Annotated in this window: 14 protein-coding genes; 11 read left to right on the top strand and 3 right to left on the bottom strand. The window is 72.3% G+C overall.

The features are described 5' to 3' along the window. Positions 1-47: 47 nt before the first annotated feature. Together ABZ808_RS02985 and ABZ808_RS02990 are read right to left on the bottom strand one after the other, a co-directional pair. Positions 48-932 (bottom strand): alpha/beta hydrolase, encoded by an 885-nt coding sequence (locus tag ABZ808_RS02985; RefSeq protein WP_357000089.1) that lies wholly within the window; start codon positions 930-932, stop codon positions 48-50. A gap of 114 nt (positions 933-1,046) precedes the next feature. Beyond that, entirely contained in the window at positions 1,047-1,991 is a 945-nt protein-coding gene (locus tag ABZ808_RS02990) for a sigma-70 family RNA polymerase sigma factor (protein ID WP_357000093.1), read from the bottom strand. Between the two features lie 202 nt (positions 1,992-2,193). Here ABZ808_RS02990 and ABZ808_RS02995 point away from each other — a divergent pair, with 202 nt between their 5' ends. After that, the gene (locus ABZ808_RS02995; protein WP_357000096.1) at positions 2,194-3,360 is read left to right on the top strand and encodes a winged helix DNA-binding domain-containing protein; all 1,167 of its coding nucleotides are present in this window, start codon (positions 2,194-2,196) and stop codon (positions 3,358-3,360) included. A 14-nt stretch (positions 3,361-3,374) separates the two neighbouring features. Continuing rightward, positions 3,375-4,121, top strand: coding sequence for a DUF2071 domain-containing protein (locus tag ABZ808_RS03000; RefSeq protein WP_357000099.1), 747 nt, complete (start codon positions 3,375-3,377; stop codon positions 4,119-4,121). A gap of 67 nt (positions 4,122-4,188) precedes the next feature. Here ABZ808_RS03000 and ABZ808_RS03005 read toward each other — a convergent pair whose 3' ends face one another. Next, positions 4,189-5,166: an aldo/keto reductase gene (locus ABZ808_RS03005; protein ID WP_357000101.1), complete on the bottom strand. Its 978-nt coding sequence runs from the start codon at positions 5,164-5,166 to the stop codon at positions 4,189-4,191. 181 nt (positions 5,167-5,347) lie between these two features. Between ABZ808_RS03005 and ABZ808_RS03010 the strand changes: the two genes are divergently transcribed. The 9 genes from ABZ808_RS03010 to ABZ808_RS03050 all read left to right on the top strand — a co-directional run bounded on the left by ABZ808_RS03010 (position 5,348) and on the right by ABZ808_RS03050 (position 15,947). Next, positions 5,348-5,707 carry a hypothetical protein gene (locus ABZ808_RS03010; RefSeq protein WP_357000104.1) on the top strand — a complete coding sequence of 120 codons (360 nt, stop codon included), beginning with the start codon at positions 5,348-5,350 and terminating at the stop codon, positions 5,705-5,707. 51 nt (positions 5,708-5,758) lie between these two features. Further along, positions 5,759-6,301 (top strand): hypothetical protein, encoded by a 543-nt coding sequence (locus ABZ808_RS03015; protein WP_357000106.1) that lies wholly within the window; start codon positions 5,759-5,761, stop codon positions 6,299-6,301. Positions 6,302-6,323: 22 nt separating this feature from the next. Next, positions 6,324-6,905: a helix-turn-helix domain-containing protein gene (locus ABZ808_RS03020; RefSeq protein WP_357000108.1), complete on the top strand. Its 582-nt coding sequence runs from the start codon at positions 6,324-6,326 to the stop codon at positions 6,903-6,905. A gap of 91 nt (positions 6,906-6,996) precedes the next feature. Then, positions 6,997-7,350, top strand: a complete 354-nt coding sequence (locus ABZ808_RS03025) for a metalloregulator ArsR/SmtB family transcription factor (RefSeq protein WP_357000111.1) — start codon at positions 6,997-6,999, stop codon at positions 7,348-7,350. Beyond that, entirely contained in the window at positions 7,347-7,829 is a 483-nt protein-coding gene (locus ABZ808_RS03030) for an SRPBCC family protein (RefSeq protein WP_357000114.1), read from the top strand. Before ABZ808_RS03025 ends, ABZ808_RS03030 begins: the two co-directional genes overlap by 4 nt. Before the next feature lie 139 nt (positions 7,830-7,968). Further along, positions 7,969-9,354, top strand: a complete 1,386-nt coding sequence (locus tag ABZ808_RS03035) for a cellulase family glycosylhydrolase (protein ID WP_357000117.1) — start codon at positions 7,969-7,971, stop codon at positions 9,352-9,354. A 202-nt stretch (positions 9,355-9,556) separates the two neighbouring features. Continuing rightward, positions 9,557-12,226 carry a carboxylate--amine ligase/circularly permuted type 2 ATP-grasp protein gene (locus ABZ808_RS03040; protein WP_357000120.1) on the top strand — a complete coding sequence of 890 codons (2,670 nt, stop codon included), beginning with the start codon at positions 9,557-9,559 and terminating at the stop codon, positions 12,224-12,226. 97 nt (positions 12,227-12,323) lie between these two features. Next, positions 12,324-14,102, top strand: a complete 1,779-nt coding sequence (locus tag ABZ808_RS03045; protein WP_357000122.1) for an N-acetylglutaminylglutamine amidotransferase — start codon at positions 12,324-12,326, stop codon at positions 14,100-14,102. Next, positions 14,103-15,947, top strand: a complete 1,845-nt coding sequence (locus tag ABZ808_RS03050; RefSeq protein WP_357000125.1) for a prolyl oligopeptidase family serine peptidase — start codon at positions 14,103-14,105, stop codon at positions 15,945-15,947. The last annotated feature ends 91 nt before the right edge of the window (positions 15,948-16,038 follow it).

Raw genomic sequence — 16,038 nt, forward strand, 5'->3', positions numbered from 1 at the left:
CTGCCGCGCCCGACGCCCCTTGCGGTGTCGGGCGCGGCGGTGTGCTTTCAGCGCTGGAGCAGCTCCACCACGGCCGCGGTGAACTCCGCGGGCTGCTCGATGTGCCCGAAGTGACCGCTGTTCTCCAGCACCACCAGGCGGGAGTCCTTGAGACCCGCGTGCAGCTGCTCGGCCCAGCGGGGGCCGCAGATGAAGTCGTGCGCGCCCACGACCACCACGGCGGGCACGGTGATCTCACCCAGGTCGCCCCGCACATCGAATCCGGTGGGGTCCTGCGCGCCCGCCGGGGCCGCCGAGATCCGCACGGCCGCCTGGAACGGGGCGAACTCGTCCCGCCGGCCCCAGAAGTCCGCGAAGTAGACCGGCACGGCCGCACGCAGCGCGGCGCCCAACGTCTCGTCGTCGGTGGCGGCGCCGATCTGAGCGAAGGCAGCCGGCATCGCCGCCGCCTCCGGCCGATCCGGGTGCCGCTGCGGGTACGCGGCGAGAGCGTCCATCGCCTCGGCCCAGAACTCGGCGCCGGTGACGGGTGAGGTGTCGTACAGGGCGAGACCGGCGACCCGGAGTGGGTGCGTCAGCGCGTACCGCTGGACGACGAAACCGCCGTGCGAGTGCCCGAGGAGGTACACCCGGGGCGCCCCGAGGTGCTCGACGACGGCGTCGAGGAACCGGACATACGTGTCGAGGCGGTAGTCGTCGGCGTTGTCGAGCCGCCCCGAGGCGCCGGTGCCGACCGGCTCGACGTACACCATCGTGAAGTGCTCTTCGAGGCTCGGCGTCCGCAGGTAGGCCCATTCGATGCCGGGGCCGCCGGAGTGCGCCACGCACACCGGGCCGGTGCCGGCGACGTGGTAGACCTGCCGCACGCCGTCGACGGTGAAGGTGTGGGCGCCCGGTGCGAGGGCGCTGACGTCGTGGCTGATGGAACCCATGAGCTATCTCCCGATCCGAGACCCGTGTGGCGCGTGCCGACACGGCGGCTGGTGAATGACGCGGACCAGACGCGTGGGTCGGGCCAAGAGTTCGCTCGGATGGAAGAGTTTTTCTCAGGCCAGCGCCGGCTGGCGGATCTCCCGAGGCGCGACGGGGTGGAAGAGGGTGAGTTGGCGCACCCGGCCCTCACGCAACTCCTGCAACCACAGCGCTGCGGGTGGGCAGTGCTCCGGGTCGTCGGGCGGGCTGATCAGGTCGGTTTCCCAGATCAGCACGTCGCCGCTGGCCACGACGTTGCGCAACCGCTGGCGTACCCCGGCGGTCAGGTCGCGGGTCATGCCGGCGACCGCCAGGTCACGGCCGCCGCGCCGGCCACCCGGCACGATCATCTCGGCGTCCGCCCACCAGCTCTCGCGGACCACCTGGTCGAAGTCGCCGTTCATCGCCATGGCGATCATGTCGAGGCCCTCGCGCCACCGGGCGTCGCTCGACGCGGTGACGTCGGCATGCGCCGCGGTCGCCTCCGATCGCAGACCGCCGGCGAGCGCACGGCGGGCGTGGCTGAGGCGGCTGCGGACGGTGCCGACCGGCACGCCGCAGACGGCCGCGATCTGCTCGTACGACGACGCGTCGCTGAAATACCGCAGCAGGGTGACGAGCCGGTCAGTCGGGGACAACTGCCCGATGGCGTGCCACACCCAGTCGCGCATCGCGCCCCGGTCCAGTGCCTCCTCCGGGGTGGGTGTGTCGGCGGGGCCGGCGAACCACTCCGGCTCGGCGACCGGGACCGGCCGGGGCCGGCGCAGCGTCGTCCGACTGTTGTTGCGGACGATGGCACGCAGCCACGGGCCGACGGCGTTCGGGTCGCGGACCTCCCCGATGCGGCGCAACGCCACCACCATGGCGTCCTGGACCGCGTCCTCGGCGTCCGGTCCGTACCCGAGGATGCTCAGCGCGACGGCCCGCATGGCGGCTTCGTGGCGGGCCAGCAGCGCGCCGAGCGCCGCCGGGTCGCCCGCCTGCGCGAGCACAACCAGCTCTGCGTCACCCTGCGTCACGCTCACGTCCTCCTGTACGCTCCGAGGCGTTCCATCTATGGCGGTCTGGGCGTTTTGCTCGGCCGCACCGCCGTACCAGCCTACGGCGGGTGATGGGCTGCGGCCCAGGCCAGCGCCCCTGCCGGCGATACCGGTCGGAAACTGACGTACCCCGCTCGTAGCGTGGCGGCATGAGGACCCGCGCCTTCTGCGAGAGCCCGCGATGACCGACCTGAGCTGGGCGCGGGTGTCCGCCCGGCGTCTTGCCCGGCACGGGCTCTCGGCACCGGCGTCACCCGGGTCGCCCTCGGCACCTGATGCTGAGGGCGTCGCCGACGTGGTGTCCGCGATGTGCGGCGCGCACGCCCAGGTCGCCTCCGCCGCCGAGTTGTCCGTCGGGCTGCGGGTCCCGGGTGCCACCCGAGCCCACGTGCGACAGGCGCTCTGGAGGGATCGCACCCTGGTCAAGACCCGTGGGCCGCGCGGGACGGTGCATCTGCTCGCCGCCGCGGACCTGCCGATGTGGATCGGCGCGCTTACCGCGTTGCCGGCTCCGGCGTGGGAGCAGAGCCGCGACCTGTTGACGCCCGAGCAGACCGAGCAGGTCCTCGCCGCCATGGGTGACGCGTTGGCCGAGGCCGAGTTGACGACCGCCGAGTTGACCGAGGAGATCGTCGCCCGCACCGGCCCGTGGGCGGGCGAACGGGTCATGGAGGCATTCCAGGATCGGTGGCCACGGTGGATCGCGGCGATGACGGCCGCCACCCGGGGCGGGGTGATCTGCTTCGGCCCGAACAGGGGCCGCGCCACCACCTACACCAGCCCGACGCGCTGGCTGCCGGGGTTCACGCCGATGGCCGGCCCCGCCGCGCTGGCCGATCTCGTCCGCCGTTACCTGTTCGCGTACGGGCCGGCGACCCCGGCGCAGTTCGCCCAGTGGCTCTCGGCGCCGGTGCGGTGGGCGACGTGGCTGTTCGACTCGGTCGACCTGGCCGAGGTGACGGTGGAGGGCACACCGGCGTGGGTGGCCGCCGATGACGCCGACTTTCCGGACGACCGGCCGTCCGGGGTGCGGCTGCTGCCCTACTTCGACGCGTACGCGGTCGGCTGCCACCCGCGTGAGCGGCTCTATCCCGGCGGTGCGGCCGAGCGGGCGCTGGCGCGTGGCCAGGCCGGCAACTATCCGGTGCTGCTGGTCGACGGGGTGGTCGCCGGAGTGTGGCACCAACGGCGCTCCGGCCGCACGATCCACGTCACCGTCGAGCCGTTGCGGGCGCTCGGCTCGGGTCGGCAGCGGGAGTTGGAGGAGGAGGTCGAGCGGGTCGGCCAGATCCTGGAGGGCAGAGCCTCGCTCACCCTGGGCACGGTGAGTGTCGGCCCGCACGCCTGAGTCAGGATGGAGGCGTGGACATCGAACCGGTCGACTGCGCGCCCCGACAGACGTTCACCGGGGCGGTCCTGCGGCAGCGCTGGGAGGACCTCACCTTCCTGCACTGGGCCGTGGCACCGGAGGTGGTCGCGCCGTTGCTACCCGCCGGCACTCATCCGGACACGGTGGACGGCGTCAGCTACGTCGGCCTGATCGGCTTCCGGATGGTGGGGCTGGGCTTCGGTCGCGGGCCGGGGGTGCCGTACTTCGGCACGTTCTGGGAGACCAACGTCCGGCTCTACTCTGTCGACGACAGCGGCCGGCGGGCGGTGGTGTTCCGGTCGCTGGACGCGTCCCGCCTGGTGCCGGTGCTGGTCGCCCGGGCGACGCTGCGCCTGCCGTACCTCTGGTCCTCGATGCGGTTGGCCCGCGACGGTGACCGGCTCACCTACCGGTGCCGGCGGCGCTGGCCCGGCCCGGCGGGTACGACGAGCCGGATGGACGTGCGGGTGGGGGAGCCGATCGCCGATCCGACGCCCCTGGAGCGCTTCGTCACCGCCCGCTGGGGGCTGCACACCCGCGCGTACGGGCGCACCCTGCACCTGCCGAACTGGCACCCACGCTGGCCGCTGCACCGGGCCGAGCTGCTGCACCTCGACGACGAGTTGGTCACCGCCGCCGGGCTGCCGGCACCGGACGGGCCGCCGGTCAGCGTGTTGTATTCCCCCGGTGTCGGGGTGCGGTTCGGCTCGCCGGCCGTCGCCGCCGCCAGGCCCGCCTGACGACGGCGGCCCGGGCTGGTCGCGGCCAAGGGTGGCCCGCGACCAGCCCGGCGCCGGGCGGCGATGGTCAGTAGCGTCCGCCCTCGGGAGCGGGCAGGGCGTCGAGGTCGGCCAGATCCTCGGCGCTGAGCCGCACGTCGCCAGCCGCGCAGTTGTCCACAAGGTACTTCGGGGTCTTCGTGCCGGGGATCGGAATGACCTGCTCGCCCTGGGCGACCACCCACGCGAGGGCGACCTGCGCGGGGCTGGCCCCGGCCCGGTCGGCGATCTCGCGGACCCGGGCGACGATGGCCAGGTTGGCGCGCAGCGCGTCCTGTTGGAAACGCGGCAGGCCACGGCGGAAGTCGTCGGCGGGCAGGTCGTCGAAGGACGCGAACCGGCCGGTGAGGAAGCCCCGACCCAGCGGCGAGAACGGCAGGAAGGCGATGCCCTGCTGCTCGCAGTAAGGCAGCACCTCGGTCAACGGGTCACGGGTCCACAGCGACAGCTCGGACTGCACCGACGCCACCGGATGCACCGCCTGAGCCCGCACGATCTGCTCCACGGTCACCTCGGACAGCCCGATCTGCCGCGCCTTGCCCGCCGCGACGACCTCCGCCATCGCGCCCCAGGACTCCTCGATGGGGACCTGCGGGTCGACGCGGTGCAGTTGATAGAGGTCGACGTGATCGGTGCCGAGCCGGCGCAGGCTGGCGTCGATCGCCGCCCGGATGTGCTCCGGCTGGCCGTTGTTGCCGATCGCCGGCGAGTTGCCGGGGCCGCCGGTCGGGGAGGTGGCCACCAGCCCGACCTTGGTGGCCAGGACGGCCCGCTCCCGGTGGCCGCCGGCCAGCGCCCGGCCGACCAACTCCTCGTTCGTGTACGGCCCGTACACGTCGGACGTGTCGATCAACGTGGCGCCCAGGTCCAGCGCCTGTCGGATCACGGCGATCGACGTGTCGTCGTCGCGGGGGCCGGTGATGTCGTAGCCGTGGCTCATGCCCATGCACCCGAGGCCGATGACGCCGACCTCGGGCCCCGCACTGCCCAGCGTGGTGGTTCGCATACGCGACACGCTACGCCGGAGGGTGCCCTCTGCCGGCGGCGCATGACGCGGAGTCCGGCGACCGCCGATGTGCGGGGTGGTGACGACTCTCACCGGATTCGGACTCGGGAGTCCGGTACGGTCGAAGCTAACCGGACCCACGAGTCCGAATATGACCGGCAGTGACCGACGAGGAGTTCCCATGACCCAGGTGCGAATCAGCGACGCTCTCCGTGCGGTGGCCTTCGAGCCGACGCGCGACCTGACCGAGGCGCTGGACGAGTTCTACGCCCCCGACTACACCCACCGCAGCGATGGAAAGACGATCAATCGGGCCGAATTCGCCCAGATGGTGACAGAGGTGCGCGGCCAGATCGTCAGCGCCACAGTGACAGTCCTGGACGAGCAGCGTGACGGCCTCCACTACGCCGAACGCCACGTCTTCGAGATCACCATGGTCGACGGATCGACCGCCAAGCGGGAGATCGCGATCTTCGGGACGTACGCCGAGGACGGCCGCTTCCGCCACCTCAGCGAGACGGGGTTCGACCTCCCGGCCTGAACCCCATCTCGACGACAGCACACGAGCGACGACTACACAGGAGAGACAGCCATGCCCCGACTTACCGATCCCGACCCGAACGCGGTTCCTGCCGACGTCCGCGACTTCCTGTCCGCGCTGCCACCCGATCCGATGGTCAAGATGATGACCCACTCGGTCGCCACGGTGAAACTGTTCATCCAGCTCGCGAGGGCGCAGTTCACCTCACTGGAGCTGCCCGCCCGCTCGCGGGAACTCGTCATCCTGACCGTGGCCGAGTATGCGGAGAGTGAGTTCGTGGCGGCCCAGCACCGCCCGATATCCGAGGCGGTCGGCGTCGACCAGCGCACCCGCGAGATCATCGGCAGCCGGGACATCGACAGTCCGGACCTCTCGGCGTACGACGGGACGCTCATCCGGTTTGCCGCCGAGGTGGTGCGGTCGCCGCGTGTCCCCGACGACCTCTTTGACCAGGTGCGACACATCCTCAGTGAGCGCGAGATCGTCGAAGTGCTCCAGGTGGTGGGCTACTACTGGTCGTTCGGCCGGATGGCCACGGCGCTGAACGTCGAGGTCACCGCCGTGTACGGCGACGAGCCGCTGATCGCCGACTAGACCGACCGGGCAGACTGTGACAATGACCCCGCCCGACGCCGCGCAGATGGCGAGTGACCCGGACGCTCCGCGTCGGCGTATCGACGCCCGCCGCAACCAGGAGCGGGTCATCGCGACGGCCCGGGAGCTGTTCGCCGAGCAAGGGCTCCAGGTGACCGTTCCGCAGGTGGCGGAGCGCGCCGGGGTGGGCCGGGCCACCGTCTACCGCAGCTACCCCCGCAAGGAAGACTTGATCATCGCGGTCGTACGGGAGCAGTTCCAGGAGTTGGAGCAGCGCACGAACGCGGCGCTCGACGGCGCGGACGCGTACCGGGAGCTGTGTTCCTACGTCCCCGACCTGTTCGAACGCCTCGCGCGCGACAGGGTCCTCGCTGATGTCTTCTTCGAGGGCAGGCTGCTGCCCGCCGCGCGCATCCTGAATCAGATCGGACGGTTGGTGGCGGCGGCCGGGGCGTCCGGTCTGATCCGTCCGGACGTCGACGAGCGGGACATCCGGGTGATCCTCTGCGGGGCGGTGCGGCAGCTCATCGTGCTGGATCAGCGCGAACCGGCGGTCTGGCGCCGGTACGCGGACATGGTGCTCAACGCCCTGCGTCCTGCCTGATCCGCTCCCCACGGAGTGGACGGCGGCGCTCTGGCGCGTCGAACTCACTTAGCCCTTGACCTAAGTAATATGGCTCTGCATAGTTAGGCACATGGCTAAGCGTGCGGGGGAGGGGGAGGGCAGCGCTCTCGACCGGGTGTTCCACGCGCTGTCCGACCCCACCCGCCGGCAGGTCGTCGAACGCCTGAGCCAAGGCCCGGCCACGACAAGCGACCTGGCTCGTCCGTTCGACATGGCACTGCCGTCGTTCACTCAGCACCTGCACGTCCTCGAAAAGTCCGGTCTGGTGACGTCGGAGAAGAAGGGCCGGGTTCGCACCTACCGGCTTGCGCCCCAGTCGCTGGAGCGCCTCGACACCTGGCTCGCCGCGCAGCGGGCGCGGTGGACCCGACGCCTCGACCAACTCGACTCGCTTCTCTACGACCTGAAGGAGCAACAGCGATGATCTTCTACACCGTGAACCCCGAGCTCGATCTCGTCCTGGAGCGCACCGTCGACGTGGCGCCGGAGCTGGTCTGGCGGGCCTGGACCACGCCCGAGTTGCTCATGCGGTGGTTCACCCCGAAGCCCTGGTCGACCGTCGCCTGTGAGATCGACCTGCGGCCCGGCGGCAGGTTCGACACGACAATGCGCTCGCCCGAGGGCGAGGAATACCCGAGCAGCGGCTGCATCCTGGTGGCCGAGGAGGGTTCGATGCTGGTCTTCACCTCCGGCCTGGGGCCCGGCTTCCGCCCGCAGGTCGCCCAGGACGGCTTCCCGTTCACCGCGGTGGTCCGGATCGAGGCGGACGGTGCGGGCACGAAGTACACCGCCATCGCGATCCACGCCGACGCGTCGGCGAAGAAGTCGCACGAGGAGATGGGCTTCCACGAGGGATGGGGTGCGGCACTGGACCAACTGGTCGATCTCATGAAGGCCAACTGAGCTCCGCGCTCCGCCCACGCGCTCCCCGGCGCGTTCAAGGGCGACCGCGCACCCTTGAACGTATCGCAGAAGATCGATATTGTCGGCTCTGGCGCCGCCCCGCCTCAGACCATCACCGTCGATCCGAAGCGGGTTCAGCATGCGCAAACTGAGACTTGTCACGTCGCTGGCCGTCGCCGGCCTGATCGCCGGCGCGGTGGCGATCGCCGCCACGCCGGCCAGCGCCGCGACCGCCGTGTTCTCCGTGACGAACAACTGGGGCAGCGGCTACCAGGGCCAGGTCACCGTCACCAACAACACCTCGGCGCAGATCACCAGTTGGCGCGTCGAGTTCGACCTGCCGGCCTCCTCCAGCGTCAGCCAGTCGTGGAACGCGCAGCAGACGACCTCCGGCAGCCACTACACCTTCACCAACGTGTCCTGGAACGGCACCCTGGCCGCCGGAGCGTCGACGTCGTTCGGCTTCCTCGTCAACGGCTCCGGCACCCCGGTCAACTGCACGGTCAACGGCACGTCCTGCGCCGGAGGCCCACCCCCGACGCCCACCACTCCCGCGCCGACGACTCCGGCGCCCACGACACCGCCGCCGACCACCCCGCCGCCCACGAGCCCGCCGCCGACCACCGGCACGCCTGTCGAGCGGCACGGGCAACTGCGGGTGTGCGGCACGACGATGTGCGACAAGTCCGGCGCGCGGGTGCAGCTACGCGGCATCAGCAGCATGTGGCTCAACTGGGAGACCGCCCCGTACGCCGAGAACCTCTCCGCGCTGAGGTGGATGCGCGACAACTGGAACCTCCAGGTGATCCGCGCGGCGATGGGTGTGGAGCCGGCCGGGGCGTACCTCAGTGACCCGGTCAAGGCACGTAACCAGGTGGAGACCATCATCAACAACGCGGTCACCGCCGGCGTGTACGTGATCGTCGACTGGCACGCGCACGAGGCGCAGAACAACCAGTCCCAGGCGGTCGCCTTCTTCGGCGACCTGGCCCGCCGCTACGGCCACCTGCCCAACGTCATCTGGGAGCCCTACAACGAGCCACTACAGGTGAGCTGGACGAACGTCATCAAGCCGTACCACCAGGCGGTCGTCTCCGCGATCCGCGCCGCCGACCCGGACAACATCGTCGTGCTCGGCACCCCGACCTGGTCGCAGGACGTCGACGTCGCGGCGGCCAGCCCACTCTCCGGCACCAACCTCATGTACACGCTGCACTTCTACTCGTGCACCCACGGGGCGTCGCTGCGGGCCAAGGGTGACGCGGCGATCCGGGCCGGCCTGGCGCTGTTCGTCACCGAGTGGGGCGCCAGCCACGCCGACGGTGGCCTGGACGGCCGTGCCTGCCTGCCGGAGGCGCAGTCGTGGATCGACTGGATGAAGGCCAACAGCATCTCCTGGACGGCCTGGAAGCTCGACGTCGGCACCGACACCACCAATTTGCTCAGCCCCGGCGCCCCGGTGACCGGCGGGTGGAACAACTACCTGCACGGCCACGCGCCGTTCGTGGTCCAGAACATGAGGTGATCCGCTCGGCGTGATCAAAGATCGGCGATGTCGGGGTATCCGCGCCTTGGGATACCCCGACATCGCCGATCTCGTGTCGATCTCGCTGAACAGGCCCAGGCAGAACGGCTCGTCACCTTAACGCGCCGGAAACACCCCCGGTACCAACCCTGGGAACGCTCGTCGGACAAGTCGACACACCGACACGCGAACCGGGGTGACCATGGCCGACAACACCACGAACGCGGCGACCTTCGACGGGCCGGTGGGCCGGTCCGGCAACGGCCGGACGGTGCCCGCATCCCGCGCCCAGCCGGTCACGCCGGTGGGCGACGCCGACCCGGCGGACCTGGCCACGATCGGTGTGGAGGAGGAGTTCCACGTCGTCGACCTGCATACCCGCGAGCTGGTGCCCCGCGCGGGCGAGCTGCTCGACCGGCTTCCGGCCACCTCGTTCACCGCCGAACTCCACCGCAGTGTCGTGGAGACCAACACCGCGGTCTGCCGCACCCTGGACGAGATCCGCGCCGAGCTGACCCGGCTGCGCCAGGCGGCGGTCCAGGTCGCCGACCGGGCCGGGCTGGGCATCGTCGCGGCCGGCACGGTGCCGCTGCGCGCCGACGGCGACCCGAGCGTCACCCCCACCTCGCGCTACCGGCGGATGGTCGACGAATACCAGCTGCTCGCCCGGGAGCAGCTGATCTGCGGCGCGCAGGTGCACGTCGGGGTGTCCGACCGGGACCTGGCGGTCGCCGTCACCCGGCGGGTCCAACCGTGGCTGCCGGTCCTGCTCGCCCTGTCCACCAGCTCGCCGTACTGGATGGGCCAGGACAGCGGCTACGCCAGTGTCCGCTCGCTGGTCTGGCAGCGCTGGCCCACGGCCGGCGACCCGGGCGAGGTGACCAGCGCGGCCGACCACGAGGCGCTGGTCGCGGAGCTGATCTCCTCGGGCACCATCACCGACCCCGCCATGATCTACTTCGATGTACGGCCGTCGGCCCACGTGCCCACGGTGGAGCTGCGCATCACCGACGCCAACTCCGACGTCGAGACCATCGTCCTGCTCACCGGCCTGTTCCGGGCGATCGTCCGCCGGGAGGTCGCCGCTCTGCGCGCCGGGGTGCACCGCACGGCCGTACGGCCACCGGTGCTGCGCGCCGCCGTGTGGCGGGCCGCCCGCTCCGGCCTGGAGGGCGACCTGCTGGACCTGCCCCGCTCGGCCCGACCGGTGCCGGCCGCCGAGGCGGTCCGCCGTCTGGTCACCGACCTGCGTCCGGTGCTGGAGGCGACCGGCGACTGGGCGCAGATCCGCGAGCTGACCGAGTACGCGCTGCGGCGCGGCAGCTCCGCGGCACGGCAGCGGCGGGCGTACGAGCGGCGCGGCCGGCTGGCCGACGTGGTCGACCTGCTGCTCGACGAGACCCGGGGCAGGATCCGCGCGCCCGGCCCCGGTGCGCCGCCACCGCCCGCCCTGCCCACCTACGTCGACGCCGCCGACGAGGTCTTCGGCCCAGCCGGACCGGAGCCGGCGTACCGTCCGCTGCTCGCCGCCCTGCGCGGCCTCGGCGCCGGCGGCCTGCGCCAACGCGAGCACGACCGCGACGAGGAGCAGCGCGCCCGGGGCGTGACCTTCAGCGTGGCTGGTGAGGCGAGCACCCGGCTCTTCCCGGTCGACCTGGTGCCCCGGGTGGTGCCCGCCGACGACTGGCGGACGCTGCGCACCGGCCTGGTGCAGCGCGCCCGCGCGCTCGACGCCTTCCTGCGCGACGTCTACGGCGACCGGGCCGTGGTGGCCGACGGCGTGGTGCCGGCCTGGGTGGTGGAGTCCTCACCCGGGCTGCGCCCCACCGGTGCGCTCATGGGCCGGCGCGGCACCCGCGCCCAGGTGTCCGGAACCGATCTGGTCCGCGACCCCGACGGCGGCTGGTACGTGCTGGAGGACAACCTGCGGGTGCCCTCGGGCCTCGGCTACGCGGTGCAGAACCGCCGGCTGACCCGGGCGGTCCTGCCGGAGCTGCCGGTGCCCGACGACCTGCTGCCCGCCGACGAGACCCCCGCGATGCTGCACCGGGCGCTTGTCGCCGCCGCGCCCGCCGCCGTCGACGACCCCGCCGTGGTGGTGCTCAGCAGCGGCCCCGGCGACCCGGCCTGGTTCGAGCATCGGCTGCTCGCCGACGAGATGGGCGTGCCGCTGACCGGGAGCAGCGACCTGCTGGTGGAGGACGGCCGGGTGTGCCTGGTGCGCGAGGGCCGCCGCAGCCAGGTCGACGTGATCTACCTGCGGATGGACGAGGAGGCGCTGCTGCACGCGCCGGGCGCCGACGGGGTGCCGCTGGGCTGGCCGCTGCTCGCCGCGGTGCACGCCGGACGGCTCACGCTGGCCAACGCGCTCGGCAACGGCGTCGGCGACGACAAGGCGCTGTACGCGTACGTGCCCCGGCTCATCGAGTACTACCTGGGGGAGAAGGCGCTGCTTCCGGACGTGCCGACATACCTGTGCGGGCTGCCCGACCAGCGCGCCGAGGTGCTGGCCCGGCTCGACGAGTTGGTGCTCAAACCGGTCGACGGGTACGGCGGGGACCGGGTGGTGATCGGCCCGCGCGCCGAGGCGGAGGAGTTGAACGCCGTCCGGGAGCAGATCCTCGCCGCGCCGCACCGGTGGATCGCCCAGGAGATGGTCGCGCTCACCACCCACCCGGTGTTCGACGGCACCGCCCTCGCACCCCGGCACGTCGACCTGCGGGCGTTCGTCTTCCTCGGCGACACGGCCGAGGTCGCGCCGGTGGCGCTGACCCGGGTGGCACCGGCCGGCAGCATGATCGTCAACTCGTCGCGGGGCGGTGGGTCGAAGGACACCTGGCTGCTCGGCGGAGCCGATCAGCTCCCGGCGTAACTCACGCTTGACCCAGATGTCATCGGGACGCAACCCGGTCCGCCAAATCTGGACCGGTCAGCGGCCCGAGCGACCGAGCCGATGAGAGGTGAGTGCCATGTGCGGTATCGGAGGCGAGTTCCGCCTCGACGGGGCGCCCCCGGACATGGCGGCCGTCGAGCGGATGCTCCCCGCCCTCGCCTCCCGGGGCCCGGACGGCGAAGGCCGGTGGCGGCACGGGCCGGCGGCGCTCGTGCACCGCCGGCTGCGCATCATCGACCTGTCCGACACCGGCGCCCAACCGATGGTCGACTCCGAGCTGGGCCTGGCCCTGGTATTCAACGGCTGCATCTACAACTACCGGGAACTGCGCGACGAGCTGACCGCCGCCGGCTACTCCTTCCGGTCCACCTCGGACACCGAGGTGATCCTCAAGGCGTACCACCGGTGGGGGACCGCGTGCGTGGAACGGTTCTACGGGATGTTCGCCTTCGCCCTGGTCGACCTGACCACGTCCACCCTGGTGCTGGCCCGCGACCGGCTCGGCATCAAGCCGCTCTATCTCGCCGAGAGGCCGGGCCGGGTCCGCTTCGCCTCGACCCTGCCGGCGCTGCTCGCCGCCGGTGACGTGGACACCGACATCGACCCGGTGGCGCTGCACCACTACATGAGCTTCCACTCGGTGGTGCCGCCGCCGCGCACCATCCTGGCCGGCGTCCGCAAACTGCCCCCGGCCACCGTACGCGTGATCACCGGCGACGGCCGCAGCACCGACACCGTCTACTGGCGGCCGGAGTTCACCCGCGCGGCCGCGCCGCCGATGTCCACAGGCGAGTGGCAGGAGCGGATCATGTCGGCGCTGCGCACCGCCGTACGCCGCCGGATGGTCGCCGACGTGCCGGTCGGGGTGCTGCTCTCCGGCGGCATCGACTCCAGCCTGATCGTCGCCCTACTGGCCGAGCAGGGTCAGGAAGGGCTGGCCACCTTCAGCATCGGGTTCGAGGCGAAGGCGGGGGAGAGCGGCGACGAGTTCCACTACTCCGACCTGGTGGCCCGCGAGTTCGGCACCGACCACCAGCAGATCCGTATCGGCGGGGACCGGTTCGTGCCGGCCGTGCACGCCGCCATCGGGGCGATGAGCGAGCCGATGGTCAGCCACGACTGCGTCGCGTTCCACCTGCTCTCCGAGGAGGTGTCGCAGCGGATCACGGTGGTGCAGTCCGGCCAGGGCGCCGACGAGATCTTCGCCGGCTACGACTGGTACCCGCCGATCGCCAACGTGGCCCGCGCCGACGCCGTCGAGGCGTACGCCCGGGTGTTCTTCGACCGCCGCCACGACGAGCTCGGCGGGCACCTGGCACCGGAGTGGATGCTCGACCACGACGCGAGCCTGGAGTTCGTCACCGCGCACTTCGCCGCGCCGGGCGCGGACACCGCGCTGGACGCGGCGCTGCGCCAGGACAGCCTGGTGATGCTGGTCGACGACCCGGTGAAGCGGGTGGACAACATGACGATGGCCTGGGGGTTGGAGGCGCGGGTGCCGTTCCTCGACCACGAGGTGGTCGAGCTGGCCGCCGCCTGCCCTCCGGCGTTGAAGCTGGCGCACGGCGGCAAGGGCGTGCTGAAGGCGGCGAGCCGGGGCATCGTCCCGGACGAGGTGATCGACCGCCCGAAGGGCTACTTCCCGGTGCCCGCGATCCGGCACCTCTCCGGCCCGCTGCTCGACGACGTCCGGGACGCGTTGACCGCGCGGCCGGCACGCGAGCGGGGCCTGTTCCGCAAGGACTACCTGGAGGAGTTGCTGGACGCGCCGAACGCCCGGCGGACCACGTTGGGTTCGAACGCGCTCTGGCAGCTCGGGCTGCTGGAGCTCTGGTTGCAGCGGATCGGGGTTTAGATGAGCGTACGGACCGAGGCGTTGCGCACCAGTCGTCGGAGCCGCCCGACCGGTCGGCTGCCGGTGTCGCCGCCGCCCGTCGGCGCGGACTTCGCACCCGCGCCCTCGCCGGACGGCCGGCGGGTGGCGTTCCTGTCCGACCGGGCCGGGACGCCCGGCGTCTGGATCCGCGACGTCGGCGCCGCCGAAGCCGTCGTGGTGCCCACCGGGGACGAGCCGGTGCTGGCGGTGAGTTGGTCGCCGGACGGGCGGTGGCTGGCCTGCGTCGTCGCGCCCGGCGGCGCGCCCCGCACCGAGCTGTGGGTGCTGCGCCCGGACGGTACGCGCCGCCGGCAGGTCGCCGGCTTCGGCCGCCGCAGCGCGTCCCTGTCCGGGTGGCTGCCCGGCTGCGCGCTGATGGTGGTCACCGAGACCGCCGAGCGGGGCGCGGCCGTGCTGATCGACGCCGGCACCGGGCACCGGCGGGTGCTGGTCGAGGACGACCTGCTCACCCTGTTGGACGTCACCCCGGATGCCGGGGCCGCGCTGCTGCGCCGTGGCCCGCGCAACGCCCGCTGGTTGGAACTGCTCGACGTGGCGACCGGCGTCCGGCGGCGGCTGCTGCCGGACACCGGCCGGGGCAGCACCGACCAGGGCTGGTTCGGCCCGGACGGGACGAGCGTGCTGGCCCGTACCGACGCGTTCTCCGAACTGGCCGCGCTGGTGCGGGTCGACCTGACGCGAGCGGAGCGCGTGCCGGTGCGGCTCGCCGGGCGACCGGACGCCGAGCTGGAGCACGTCGCGGTGAGCACCGACCGCTGCCGCGCCGCACTGCTCTGGAACACCTATGGCGGGCGCAGCGAGGTGAGCCTGTTCGACCTGGTCGGTGGCGTGCAGCGGGCCGTCGCCGCCCCGGGTGAGGTGCTCGATGGCGCCGTCTTCGCCGCCGGCGGGGACCTGCTCTGTCTCGCCGCGCAGGGGCCGGTGCAGCCCCGTGAGGTGTGGCTCGTCGACCCGGCGACCGCCGCGACGCGTCCTCTGCGGCCGGACACCGGCGCCCCGCGTACCGGTGGCAGTGGTGTCGCGCCGCAACTGGTCGACCTGCGCGCCCGCGACGGGTTGCCGCTGTCCGGCTGGCTGTATCGCCCGGCCGGCCCTGGGCCGTGGCCGACGGCGATCAGCCTGCACGGTGGCCCCGAGGCGCAGGAACGGCCCTGCTACAACCCGCTGTTCCAGTCCCTCGTCGCGCAGGGCGTCGCGGTCTTCGCGCCGAACGTGCGGGGCTCGTCCGGCTTCGGCCGTACCTTCGTCGCCGCCGACAACCTGGCCGGCCGGTACGGCGCGATCGCCGACGTGGCCGCGTGCGCGGACTTCCTGCTCGACAGCGGCGTGGCCCGGCCCGGTCAGCTCGGCTGCCTGGGCCGCTCCTACGGTGGCTACCTGGTCCTCGCGGTGCTGGTGAACTTCCCCGGGCTGTTCGCCGCCGGGGTGGCCGAGTGCGGCATCTCCGACTTCCGCACGTTCTTCGCCGGCACCGAGCCGTGGATCGCCGCCGCCGCCGTCAGCAAGTACGGCGACCCGGTGCGCGACGCGGAACTGCTGCGGGACCTGTCACCGATGACCCACCTCGACCGGCTCGACGTGCCGGTGCTGCTCATCCACGGCGCCAACGACACAAACGTGCCGGCCGGCGAGTCGGCGCAGGTGGCGCAGGCCCTCGCCGCCCGCGACGCCCCGCACGGGCACCTGGTCCTGGCCGGCGAGGGGCACGACTTCCTGGCCCGCGTCAACGCCGAGGCGGCACGGACGGCCACCACCGCGTGGCTGACCCTGCACCTCGCCGCGACCGCGACCGCTGTCGGCTGAGGCGTCCGGCACCGCGACCGCTGTCGGCTGAGGCGTCCCGGCACCTTGGCGCGACCGCGACCGCCGTCGGTCGAGGCGTTATCCTGCGCCG

Origin of the sequence: Micromonospora sp. NPDC047527 (genome assembly GCF_040643015.1) — a bacterium.
In the GTDB taxonomy this organism is placed as follows: Bacteria; Actinomycetota; Actinomycetes; order Mycobacteriales; family Micromonosporaceae; genus Micromonospora.